This window comes from Thioclava sp. F36-6 (assembly GCF_002020305.1).
Taxonomy (GTDB): Bacteria; Pseudomonadota; Alphaproteobacteria; order Rhodobacterales; family Rhodobacteraceae; genus Thioclava; species Thioclava sediminum.
In genome coordinates this window covers 365,691-377,917 of record NZ_MPZX01000003.1, presented here as the reverse complement: position 1 = coordinate 377,917, position 12,227 = coordinate 365,691, and the positions used below count along the sequence as shown (strand labels likewise).

The window sequence follows — 12,227 nt, the reverse complement described above, 5'->3', positions numbered from 1 at the left end:
CGGATATATCTTCCGGAGCGGAGAATTCGCGCGCTGGAATAGTAGTAACGAGCTACGCGACCTACCTAAATGTGAGGTGAAACGCGATGTTATCCTTTTGCGAGGCAGTCTTACGCGCGAAATCGGTGCAGGAGATCTGGTCACGTCACTGCCAAGAAATGGAACGCTACGGGTTCCATCGTTTGATCTATGGCTTCACAAGTTTCCGAAAGGGCAACAATTTCGGCCACGAAGACGATTTGTTGATCCTATCGAACCACCCGAAGGAATATCTCGATATTTTTGTCGGGGAGGGAAAATACCGCAACGCCCCGATGGTTCAGTGGGCGGCGCAGAACGACGGCCCCTGTTCGTGGCGCGTGGTGGCAGACCGTGCGATGCGGGGCGAGCTCACTCCGGGCGAGATCGAAGTCATCGAAATCAACCACCGCTTCGGAATTCGTACGGGCTATTCGATCGGATTTTCCGATCCGCTCTCCTACGCGCGCGGCGCGATCGGCCTCGTCGGTCGGCCGGGGTTGAGCCAGGACGAGATCGACCGGATCTGGCGCGAGAACGAGCGCGAATTGATGGTGATGAACAGCCTCGTACATCTGCGCATCTCCACCATGCCCTATTCCACCGGGCGCCGCCCGCTGACGGATCGGCAACGTGAAGTGCTCGAATGGGTGGCCGAGGGGAAAACGACCGCCGATATCGCGATCATCATGGGGCTGACGCCGTCTACGGTGGAAAAGCACCTGCGGCTTGCGCGCGAAGCGCTCGATGTCGACACCACTGCGCAGGCGGTGATGAAAGCGTCGGTGCAAAAACAGATCTTCCTCAACACTTCGCATACGGCGGCCGCACGTTAAGATCGCCGCGCAACAGTCTGCCGAATAACGAAAAACGCCGCCCCGATCAGGGCGGCGTTTTCCGATTTCAAAGAAGAGGCGCGGGCTTAGTTGCCAGCTGCGGTCTTCGCCACTTCGGCGGCGAAATCTTCTTCTTTCTTCTCGATGCCTTCGCCGACTTCCATCCGGACGAAACCGGTGATTTCGACGCCAGCTTCTTTCGCAGCCTGACCGACGGTGAGGTCGGGGTTGACGACGAATTGCTGGTTCAGCAGCGTAACTTCCGCGGTGAATTTCTTCATGCGGCCTTCGATCATCTTCTCGATCACCTGCTCGGGCTTGCCCGATTCACGTGCGATGTCGATCTGAACCTGCTTTTCCTTCTCGAGGACCGCGGGGTCGAGATCGGCTTCGGACAGCGCGGCCGGGTTGGTCGCGGCGATGTGCATCGCGATCTGCTTGCCGATGCCGTTGTCGGCGCCGTTCAGCGCGACGAGCACACCGATCTTGCCCATACCGTCGGCGGCGGCGTTGTGCACGTAATGCACCAGCGTGTCGCCTTCGAGGATGTGCATGCGGCGCAGGTTCATGTTCTCGCCGATACGCGCGATGGCGTCGGTGATCACGTCTTCGACCTTCTTGCCGTTGAGATGCGCAGCCTTGACGACCTCGACATCTTCACCGGTTTCCAGCGCGACTTCCGCGATGTCCGAGACAAGCTTCTGGAAATCGGCGTTCTTCGCGACGAAGTCGGTTTCCGAGTTCATCTCGATCGCGACGCCCTTGCCGTTGTTCACGGCGACAGCGACGAGACCTTCAGCCGCGACGCGGCCGGATTTCTTCGCGGCTTTCGCGAGGCCCTTGGTGCGCAGCCAGTCAACGGCGGCGTCCATGTCGCCATCGGTCTCGGTCAGCGCTTTTTTCGCGTCCATCATGCCTGCGCCGGTAGCTTCGCGCAGTTCCTTCACCTGAGCGGCGGTAATCGCCATGGTCGGATCTCCTTCAAGAACTCTGCGAGGGCGGGATACCCCGCCCTCATGTCATCTGGGTGACGGTCGTGGCTTACTGAGCCTCAGCCTCGGTCAGCGCCTCTTCCACCGGGGTCTCGGTGAGGGCACCGACGTCCACGCCTGCGGCGCCCATCTGGGCCGACATGCCGTCGAGAGCCGCGCGCGAAGCGAGGTCGCAATAGAGCGCGATGGCGCGCGCCGCGTCATCGTTGCCCGGGATCACGTAATCCACGCCGTTCGGCGGGCAGTTGGTGTCGACCACGGCCACGACCGGGATGCCGAGCTTCTTGGCTTCCGCGATGGCGAGGTCTTCCTTGTTCACGTCGATCACGAACAGCAGGTCCGGCAGACCGCCCATTTCGCGGATACCACCGAGCGACGCCTGAAGCTTCGCCTGGTCACGCTCCATGCCGAGACGCTCTTTCTTGGTCAGGCCTTCAGCGCCTTCCGCGAGCTTCTCGTCAATCTCGTTGAGACGCTTGATCGACTGGGAGACGGTCTTCCAGTTGGTCAGCGTGCCGCCGAGCCAGCGGTGGTTCATGTAATACTGTGCGCATTTCTCAGCGGCTTCAGCGATCGGGCGAGCAGCCTGACGCTTGGTGCCGACGAAAAGAACGCGGCCGTTTTTCGCAACGGTGTCGCGGATGACCTGCAGAGCCTGGTCGAGCATCGGAACGGTCTGCGTCAGATCGATGATGTGGATGCCGTTACGCTCGCCATAGATGTACTGACCCATACGGGGGTTCCAACGCTGCGTCTGGTGGCCAAAGTGAACGCCAGCTTCCAAGAGCTGACGCAGGGAGAATTCAGGAAGCGCCATGTCCAATTCCTTTTCCGGTTTGCGCCTGAGCGGAGGGTCTCAGGGCAGATGCCCCAACCGGTGGACCTTTGAGGATGTCTCCCTCATTGGCCCGCCTCCGCCTGTGAAGTGCGCGCGATATAGACCCATCGCGCAGGCTTGGCAACCCCTACCGGTCACGGGCGTCCCCGGGAAAACCAAGGCGCGCGCCTGCTTCGGCTTGGTGAAAATATCCCGGGGGTGAGGCGGGCTCAGCGGCCTTCCTGTGGAAGGACGCCCGCCGAAAGCCCGAAGCGTAAGCAGAGGGCCGGCGAAGTCAGCGAAGAGGGGCAGCGCCCCTGCCCCGACCGACCCGTCTTACAGCGCCCGGAACCGGTTGCGCTGGCTGCCGGTCCATTCGACCTCGAAGGTCCAGCCCTCTTCGGTCTGGGTCTCGCCGCGGATCACGTTCTGCTCGTGCAGCCAGGCGCGCTTGCGCCCATCCGCGAAACGCAGCGTGATTTCCTCGTGGTAGCGTTCTTCGGAGAGCTTCTCGTCGATCGCCGTCAGAAGGGCGTCGAGTCCGTCCCCGGTCATCGCCGAGATCGCCTGCAGATCGGGCTCGCGGGCTTCCTGCACCATCAGCGCGCGGCGCTGATCGGGCGGGACGGCGTCCATCTTGTTCCAGACCTCGATCAGCGGCACTTCCTTGGCGACGCCGAGCTTGGCGAGAATGTCGTTCACATCCTCCGCCTGCTCCTCGGTCTCGGGATGCGAGATGTCGCGGACATGCAAGATCAGATCGGCTTCGAGCACCTCTTCCAGCGTTGCGCGGAAGGCCGCCACAAGCTGCGTCGGCAGGTCCGAGATGAAGCCCACCGTGTCGGAGAGGATCACCTTGCGGCCCGTGGGCAGCTCCAGCCCGCGCATCGTCGGGTCGAGCGTGGCGAAGAGCATATCCTTCGCCAGAACTTCCGCCCCGGTCACGCGGTTGAACAGCGTGGATTTCCCGGCATTGGTATAGCCCACCAGCGCCACGATCGGGAACGGCACCTTGCGGCGCGCGGCGCGGTGCAGCTCGCGGGTCTTCACGACCTTCGCAAGCTGGCGGCGCAGGCGCACGATCTGCTCGTCGATGGCGCGGCGGTCGGCCTCAATCTGCGTCTCGCCGGGGCCGCCGACGAAACCGAGCCCGCCGCGCTGACGCTCGAGGTGGGTCCAAGCCCGCACCAGCCGCGTGCGCTGATAGCTGAGCGCGGCCAGCTCCACCTGCAGCACACCTTCACGGGTGCGCGCACGGTCGGCGAAGATCTCGAGGATCAACCCGGTCCGGTCGAGGAGCTTCACCCCCCATTCCTTCTCGAGGTTGCGCTGCTGCACGGGCGTCACCGGCCCGTCGATGAAGACGAGATCGATCTCGTTCGCTTCCAGCCGCTCCTTGATCTCGGCGAGCTTGCCCTGGCCGAACAGCTTGCCCGGCTCGGGCTTGCGCAGCTTCACGATCTCCTCGCCGATGACCTGCAGATGCGGCAGGGCCGCGGCCAGCGAGACCGCTTCGGACAGCGCGAATTGGGGCAAGTGCCGTTGGCCCTCTCGCGACGGAATGTCGGGATGGATCACGTAGGCCCGCGTGTCGGGCGTCTCGGTAGAGGTCGTTTCGCTCAAGATATGTATCGCTAAAGCCGCGTGCCGCGACGCTTAGTCGTCGCCTTCGTAAAGCGAAATAGGCTGTCCCGGCATGATCGTCGAGATCGCATGCTTATAGACAAGCTGAGATTGCCCATCGCGGCGCAGAAGCACGCAGAAGTTGTCAAACCAGGTGATGACACCTTGCAGCTTCACCCCGTTGATCAGGAATATCGTGACCGGAACCTTCGTTTTGCGAACGTGATTGAGGAATGCGTCCTGCAGGTTCTGTCTATCGCCAGCCATATTGTTCTTGCCCTTGTTCGTGTCTCGCGTCCGGGTGCCTGCGTCAAAGACACCCATTTGATTCAAGTATGCAGTGCAGAGCGGGAGATTCCAGCCCAAAAAACAGTTTGTTAGGCCCTGAGCCAGAATTTGCGTATCAAATCCGGGATTCAGGAGCGCCAGAACTCGGGGTTGAAGAGCGCGATGATGGCCAGCGTCTCAAGCCGCCCAAGCACCATGGCGAAGGCGAATATCGCCTTGATGGGCTCGCTCAGATGGGCCCAGCTCAGCGGCACATCCGCCGCAATCCCCGCCAGCGGACCGGTATTCGACAGCGCCGCGATCGTCAGAATCGTCGCCGGTTCGAAAGACAGGCCGAACAGCGAGACCGCCATCATCACCCCGCCGATCGAAATCGCGAACAGCATGAACACGATCCAGCTGATATAAGCGCCCTCCCGGCGCAACCGGCGCGCCATCATGCCGCCGCCCGCGATGGAGTTCGGGTAGATCAGCTTGTCGAGCTCGCGCTCGCCGTGGCGCAGCAGCGCATAGACCCGCAGCAGCCGCACGCCGCCCGCCGTCGTCGCGACCCCGCCGCCGATGATCGCAAGCCCCGCGAGGATCAGGCCCGGCGTGCCCAGTCCCGACCAGTCGCGCGCGTCATGCCACGCGGACGATTCGAAGCCGGTTGTGGTCAGGAAGGACAGCGAGGTGAACAGCGAGCCCCAGATCGATTTGAAGATCGCGCCGAAATCGCCCGGCGTGCGCACTTCCAGCGCCGCGATCCAGTGACGGATGAACAGAAACAGCGGCACGAGGATCACCAGCGCCGCGGCCAGACGCAGTTCGGGATCGTCAATCAGCTTCGGCGAGGCGCGTAGCTCGCCCCCGCCCGGCCAGAGCCTGCGCGACAGCGCGGGCAGGAAGAACACGAAGATCACCATCTCGCCCGCCATGCCGGAGCGCGCATTGGCCATCCCGCCCACCGGCGAGATGCCCGAGGTCGACAGCGTCGACATCGCATGGATCAACGCCGTCAGCGACCGGTCCCCCGCCATCAGCAGGCAGACCCACAAGAGCACCGTCAGCCCGGTATAGATCGGGGCGAGCGACACCGCGTAATGGGCAATGCGCTCGGACATCTCCGCGCCGCCATCGGCCGCCGGGGCCGCCGCGGCCGGCGCGCCCGAGGGACCGCCCGAGAAAAACACCTCGAACCCGCCCAGCCGCATCGGCGCCAGCACCGCGATCGCCATCACGAGGATGAAGAACCCACCCATCCACGCGACCAGCCCGCGCCACAGATGGACCGACCCGACGAGCCGGGTGGGCTCGTAGAGCGTGCCGCCCGTGGTCGTGAAGGCCGAAACCATCTCCCACCAGCTGTTGAAGAATGAGGTGTCGCGCACCGCGACATAGAAGGGCACCGCCAGCATCAGCGGCAGCACGGTGAAGGCGGCGAGCATGATCAAAAGGCTCGCCCGCCCCGCGCGCGCAGGCCGCGGGTTCGACCCGTTGGCCAGACCGATCAGGGCCGTCGCGAAGAGGAACAGCGTGGCGGAATAGAAAAACGCCCGCGCCGTGTGGTGATGGTGGGTCAAAAGCGCATGGATCGCAGGCACATACATCGCCAGCGCCGAGACTCCCATCAGGAGGATCGGCAGCGGCAAGGCCTTGATCATGCGTTCCATCCGGAGCGGCCCTTAGAAGAAGTCGATGGAGACCTGCAACAGGCGCTCCACTTCGGGCACATCGGAGGTCAGCGCGAACAGGACCACGATATCGCCTTCTTCGATGCGGGTATTGCCGGTGGGTTTGACGATCTTGTCGCCCTTGCGGATCGCGCCGATCAGCACGCCTTCGGGGAAATCGACATCGCGCACCGCCTTGCCCGACATCGGCGAGGTGCCCATGACCTGCGCCTCGATCGCCTCGCCCTCGGCATCCCCGATCGAGTAGATCGCGCGCACCCGCCCATGCCGGATATGGCGCAGGATCGACGACACGGTCGTCGCGCGCGGGTTGATATAAGCGTCGATGTCGAGCGCCGACAGCAAAGGCGCCAGCGTCGGGTCGTTGATCAGACAGATCGCCATCCGGCAGCCCGCCTGCTTTGCGCGCACCGAGACGAGGATGTTGGTCTTGTCGTCATCGGTGATTGCCAGAACCGCATCGGCGGTGGCGATATTCGCCTCCTCCAGCAACTCCGAGCTCATCCCGTCGCCATTGAGCACGATGGTCCGGTCCAGCGCATCGGCGGCCTTCTCGGCCTGCGCGCGCGAGCGTTCGATGATCTTGGCGCGCACCCGCTCGGTCCGCGCTTCGAGCGCCTTGGCCACGCTGAGACCCACATTCCCGCCGCCGATGATGACGATGCGTTCCTGCTTCTGCGTCGACTTGCCGAAGATATCGAGCGTCCGGTTCACGTCCTCGACATGGGCAAAGACATAGATCTGATCGCCCGCGAAAAGCTGATCGCCCGGCTCGGGCGCAAACAGCCGCCCCTCACGGCGAATGCCGACCACGACCGCCCGCAGCGTCGAGAACAGATCGGTGAGCTGCCGCAGCGGCGTGTCGAGCACCGGGCAATCCGCATCGAGCTCGATCCCCAGAAGCTGCAACTGCTCGTCGAGGAAGCTTTCCGTGTCGAAGGTCGAGGGCGCCGCCAAGCGGCGCAGCGCGGCCTCGGCCACCTCGCGCTCAGGCGAGATGATCACGTCGATCGGCAGGTGATCGCGACGGTAAAGATCGGAATATTGCGGCTGCAGATAGCTTTGCGCCCGGATGCGCGCGATCTTGCGCGTGATCCCGAAGACCGACATCGCGACCTGACAGGTCACCATGTTGACCTCGTCGGAATGGGTCGCGGCGATCATCAGATCGCAGTCGCGCGCGCCGGCCTGCTCGAGAATGTCGGGATGCGAGGCGAACCCCACCACCCCCTGCACGTCGAGCGTATCGGCGGCGCGCCGCACCAGTTCGGGGTTGGAATCCACAACCGTGACGTCGTTGCGTTCGCCCGCCAGATGGCGCGCGATCTGCCAACCGACCTGACCCGCACCGCAGATGATGACCTTCATGGCAAATGCCTCCGCGCCTCACTTGGCCCCTATCTAGGCCGCGTTGCCGGGGGTGGTCAAATGGCAAACGTGCAAGGCGCACGTCGCGGCGAAAACCTAAGCCCCTTCCTCTTGGGTCAAATATCTCGGGGGGCTCCCGCAGGGAGCGGGGGGGCAGAGCCCCCTCTTTATTGATCGACTGTCGCCCTCGGGCAACGGGGGCAGCCCCCCTGCCCGGTTCACCGGAACAGCACCAGCGCCCCGGGCGACCATGCGACGCGGGTGCGGGTGCCGACCTCCAGCACGGGCCGCCCGAAGACGTTGCGCATCGAGATGCGGACCGGCTTTTCGGTCCCGTCCAGGCGCACGTCGTAATAGGTCATGTCGCCGTAATAGACGACTTCGTCGATCGTACCGGGCGCCTCGCGGTCCGAGGCCTGTTGACCTTCGTAAAGAAGCGTTAGGGTTTCCGGCCGGAAGCCCACCGCCGCACCATCACCAGCAGGCGCGCTCGAAATCTGGCCCGGCGCGACTTCGAGCCGACCGAGTCCTGCGACCTCGGCCGTGACCGCGTCGCCCGGCCCGTCCGTCACCGACGCGGGCAGGAAGTTCATCACCCCGATGAAATCGGCCACGCGGCGCGAATTCGGGCGACCATAGAGCACTTCGGGATCGGCGAGCTGGGCGATCTCGCCCTCGAACATCACCGCGATCCGGTCCGACATGACTAGCGCCTCTTCCTGATCGTGGGTCACCAACACGAAGGTAATACCGACCTCGCGCTGCAGCTTGATCAGCTCAACCTGCATCTGCTCGCGGATCTTGCGGTCGAGCGCGGAGAGCGGCTCATCGAGCAACAAAACCTTAGGCTTAAGGATCAGCGCACGGGCCAGTGCCACACGCTGCCGCTGCCCGCCCGAGAGCGCATGAGCCGCGCGGGCGCCATAGCCGGAAAGCCCCACCATCTCGAGCGATTCCTCGACCAGCTTGGCCTTCTCCGATTTCGAGCGAGGATCGCGGCGCAGGCCGAAGCCCACATTCTCGGCCACGCTCAGATGCGGGAAGATCGCATAGGACTGGAACACCATGTTGGTGGGCCGCTTGTTCGGCGGCACGCCCACCATCGTCTTGCCGTCGATCAGCACCGCGCCTGAGGAAATCTCCTCGAACCCCGCGATGGTGCGCAGAAGCGTGGTCTTGCCGCAGCCCGACGGACCGAGTAGCGAGAAGAACTCGCCCGCGCGTATCTCGGCGGTGATGCCGCGCAGCGCGTGATAATCGCCGTAATATTTATGAACGTCCTGAAAGGCGATCATCGGTTTATCGGTCACAGGAAACCTCCGGTATCCTTGGCGCCGGTCCGTTTGACCCCGCGCCGACGGAAGAATTCGGCCACGCTCAGAAGCAGGATCGAGGCCGCGACGAGGCAGGTGCCAAGCGCCATGATGACCGGGATCGCCGACGGGAAACGCAGCTGGGAAAAGATGTAGGTGGGCAGCGTGGGCTGGTTGCCCGCGAGGAAGAAGGCCACGATGAACTCGTCGAGCGAGATCGTGAAGGAGATCAGGAAGGCCGAGATGATGCCGGGCATCACCAGTGGCAGAACGATCAGCCGAAAGGTCGACATGCGGGTTTCGCCCAGATCGACCGCCGCCTCTTCCAGCGACTGATCGAGCGTGGCAAAGGCCGTCTGCAGCACCGCGATCGCATAGGGCAGCGAGATGATCACATGGCCCAAAATCACCGTCGCGATCGACAGGTTCACCTTCAGCACTTCGAGCATCACCAAGAGCAGCGACATCCCCATCAGGATATCGGGCAGCACCATCGGCAGCAGGATCAGCCCCATGATCCCGCCCTTGCCCTTGAAGCGGTAGCGCGTCGAGGCGCGGGCGGCGAAAATCGCAAGGATCGTGGCGCCGGCGGAAGAGGTCAGAGCGATGATCAGCGAATTCGACAGCGCGTGGCGCAGCGTGTCGTTCTCGGCCATCTTCGCGAACCAGTCGGTCGTGAACCCTTTCAGCGGAAAGGCGATAATCGTGCCGTCATTGAAGGCGAATAGCGGCAACAGGAAGATCGGCGCATAGAGGAAGATCAGGTAAGCGATCGCGTAGATCTTGAGGGACGGGATTTTCATGCGCGGCTCACTTTCCGACCTTCAGGAAACGGCGATTGAGCCACAGGAACACCAGCGACAGCGCAGCGACCACCAGAAGCGAGCTGACCGCGATCGCCGAGCCCATGGGCCGGTTGTCCAGCGGCAGCATCTGCGCCTGAATGAGGTTCGCGACCATCGGCATCTTGCCGCCCCCGATCAGCTCGGGCGTAACGTAATCGCCGACCGTCGGGATGAAGACGATCAGGGTCGCGGCCACCACGCCCGGCATCGCCAAGGGCAGCGTCACACGCAGGAAGGTGCGCCAGCGGCTCTCGCCCAAGTCTTGGCCCGCCTCCAGCAGCGACCGGTCGATCTTCTCGAGGCTCACGAAGATCGGCAGGATCGCGAAAGGCGCATAGGCATGAGCCAGCGTCAGCGCGATCGCGCCCACTGAGTTCAGCATCTGCAGCGGGTCCGCGATCAGCCCGTTCGGCCCGATGATCCCGATACTTTCCAGCGCCGAGTTGATGACGCCGTTATAGCCAAGGATCACCTTCCACAGGAACACGCGGATCAGATAGGAGGTCCAGAAGGGAATCGTGATCAGGAAGATCCACCGGGCCTTCTGGTTCGGTGCCAGACCGAAGCTCAGATAATAGGCAATCGGGAAGGCCAGCGCGACCGTGATCAGCGTCACCAACCCTGCCACGAAGAGAGAGCGGACCAGAATCACGCGAAAGATCGGATCGGTCCATGTGGCGATGTAATTCTGCAGGGTGAATTCATGCACCACCGTCAGATAGCCGTCCTGGAAGAAGGAATAGGCGAGGATCGTGACCAGCGGCGCGGCCAGCAAAAGAACGGCATAGAGGAAGGGCGGCGAGATCAACGCATAGCCCTGCGCGGACTCGCTGCGCAGCCAGCTCTCCCCTTTACCCGCCATCCATCTCTCCCGATTTGCACCCGTCTCGGGCGTCGTTGGATGTCACGAAAGCACAAGGTCGCGGGCGTGAAAAGAGGGCAACCGCCCCTACTCGCGTAAGAGCAAGGCAGGTGCCGTAAATTTGTGCACTAAGCTTCGGCGGCGCTGCGTGAGGCTTAGGCCATCAGACGGGCAGATCGTCGGGCATCCGCTCCAGCAGACCCGTCAGCGTGCGCAGCGCCGTGCGGAAGCGCTCCTCCGGCACCGACCCCGCCATCGCGATGCGCACCGCATTGGGCGCCTGCCCGTCCTGCACGACATATTCGTCGGCCGAGCGAAGCAGCACGCCTTCCATCTCCGCCATGCGCGCGAAGGTGGAGCCGCGCCAGCCCATCGGCAGCTTCAGCCAGAGGAAGCTCAGCCCCGGCAGCCAGTTGAAATCTTGACCCGCCAGCGATTGCACCGTCATCTGCAGCCGCCGCCCCATCTCCTCCTGCGCGGCGTAACGCAGGCGCATCGCCTCGCCGCTCTCGAACAGCAGCGCGACCATGTCGGTGATCGGACGCGCGAGACCGAAGAAGCTGTGCTGGGCGGCTAGCCGCCCCACCTCGCCCATGCCCTCGGGCGCGGCCACAATGCCGAAACGCATCCCCGCCGAGATAGTCTTCGACAGGGAGGTGACGTGCCAGCTGCGCTCGGGTGCGATGACGCGGAAGCTCGGCAGGCCGGTGACCGGCGCGGTGTAGCAATCGTCTTCGATGATCTGCAGATCGTGGCGGCGCGCGACCTCGGCCAGCGCTTCACGGCGCGCGGCATCCATCCGCCCCGCCGTCGGGTTCTGCGCATCGGGCGTGATGCAGACGATCTGGCCGCCATGTTTGCGACAGGCCGCGTCGAGCGCATCGGGGATCATGCCCTGCGCGTCAATCGCAACCGGATGCACCTCGGCGCGGTTGAGCCGCGCCGCGTGACGGAAACCGGGATAGGCCAGCTCCTCGATATAGACGCCGGGGCGGTCGCCGCGCAGGCAGGTCTGCATCACGAGGTTGATACCGTTCTGCCCGCCATGGGTCAGCACGAGGTCATCGGCATTGAGCTCCGACGCGAGCGAGCAATCTTTCGGGAACCAGTCCATCACCGCCTCGCGGCAATAGGCGTCGCGGCGCAGACCCGGATATTGCAGATAGGTCTTGCCGATGTCGCGTGCGGCTTCGGTCATCGCCCATTGTAGCGCTTTTGTCTGGCCGACATCGGGCAATTGTGGCGATCTGAGATTGACCAGATCGTCCGGGGTGGCGTCGATATCCTCTCCGGTATGGCGATAAAGGGGCTCGCGTGGGCCGAGTCGCTGCGTTTGTGTCGATACAAAGGTGCCGCGCCCCACCTTGGCCTCCAGCAACCCCTCCTGCGTGGCGATCTGATACCCCCGCGCCACGGTGCCTGGCGTGACCCCCAAGGACCACGCCAAGTCCCTGACAGTAGGCAGTTTTGTGCCAGGCTTGAGATCGCCGCGGCGGATACCTTCGCGCAGCGCGCGGACCAGCGCGAGATATTTCGGGCCGGAGATATGGGCGAGTTCGGGAGACCAGCTTGTATCAGTCACAATATTTCTC

The 12,227-nt window shown here is 63.6% G+C and carries 11 protein-coding genes; 1 reads left to right on the top strand and 10 read right to left on the bottom strand.

What is annotated here, in order from left to right; genetic code table 11:
- The first annotated feature begins 86 nt into the window (after positions 1-86).
- Positions 87-854, top strand: a complete 768-nt coding sequence (locus BMI88_RS16040; RefSeq protein WP_078550332.1) for a LuxR family transcriptional regulator — start codon at positions 87-89, stop codon at positions 852-854.
- 86 nt (positions 855-940) lie between these two features.
- Here the strand turns inward: BMI88_RS16040 and tsf are convergent, their stop codons facing one another.
- From tsf to BMI88_RS15990, 10 genes are all read right to left on the bottom strand, one after another.
- Positions 941-1,822, bottom strand: coding sequence for a translation elongation factor Ts (tsf, locus tag BMI88_RS16035; RefSeq protein WP_078520695.1), 882 nt, complete (start codon positions 1,820-1,822; stop codon positions 941-943).
- Positions 1,823-1,895: 73 nt separating this feature from the next.
- The gene (rpsB, locus tag BMI88_RS16030) at positions 1,896-2,663 is read right to left on the bottom strand and encodes a 30S ribosomal protein S2 (RefSeq protein WP_078540912.1); all 768 of its coding nucleotides are present in this window, start codon (positions 2,661-2,663) and stop codon (positions 1,896-1,898) included.
- 336 nt (positions 2,664-2,999) lie between these two features.
- Complete coding sequence (gene hflX, locus BMI88_RS16025; RefSeq protein ID WP_078550330.1) at positions 3,000-4,286, bottom strand: GTPase HflX; 1,287 nt, start codon at positions 4,284-4,286, stop codon at positions 3,000-3,002.
- Positions 4,287-4,319: 33 nt separating this feature from the next.
- Complete coding sequence (gene hfq / locus BMI88_RS16020; protein ID WP_078521029.1) at positions 4,320-4,553, bottom strand: RNA chaperone Hfq; 234 nt, start codon at positions 4,551-4,553, stop codon at positions 4,320-4,322.
- Positions 4,554-4,702: 149 nt separating this feature from the next.
- A complete protein-coding gene (locus tag BMI88_RS16015) occupies positions 4,703-6,217 on the bottom strand; it encodes a potassium transporter TrkG (RefSeq protein WP_347431723.1) in 1,515 nt (504 codons plus the stop codon).
- A gap of 21 nt (positions 6,218-6,238) precedes the next feature.
- The gene (trkA, locus tag BMI88_RS16010; RefSeq protein WP_078520699.1) at positions 6,239-7,615 is read right to left on the bottom strand and encodes a Trk system potassium transporter TrkA; all 1,377 of its coding nucleotides are present in this window, start codon (positions 7,613-7,615) and stop codon (positions 6,239-6,241) included.
- A 218-nt stretch (positions 7,616-7,833) separates the two neighbouring features.
- Complete coding sequence (locus tag BMI88_RS16005; protein WP_078550711.1) at positions 7,834-8,910, bottom strand: ABC transporter ATP-binding protein; 1,077 nt, start codon at positions 8,908-8,910, stop codon at positions 7,834-7,836.
- 11 nt (positions 8,911-8,921) lie between these two features.
- Positions 8,922-9,731 (bottom strand): ABC transporter permease, encoded by an 810-nt coding sequence (locus tag BMI88_RS16000; RefSeq protein ID WP_078540909.1) that lies wholly within the window; start codon positions 9,729-9,731, stop codon positions 8,922-8,924.
- Positions 9,732-9,738: 7 nt separating this feature from the next.
- Positions 9,739-10,635, bottom strand: a complete 897-nt coding sequence (locus tag BMI88_RS15995) for an ABC transporter permease (protein WP_078520701.1) — start codon at positions 10,633-10,635, stop codon at positions 9,739-9,741.
- A gap of 163 nt (positions 10,636-10,798) precedes the next feature.
- Positions 10,799-12,217: a PLP-dependent aminotransferase family protein gene (locus tag BMI88_RS15990; protein WP_078550326.1), complete on the bottom strand. Its 1,419-nt coding sequence runs from the start codon at positions 12,215-12,217 to the stop codon at positions 10,799-10,801.
- Between the last annotated feature and the right edge of the window lie 10 nt (positions 12,218-12,227).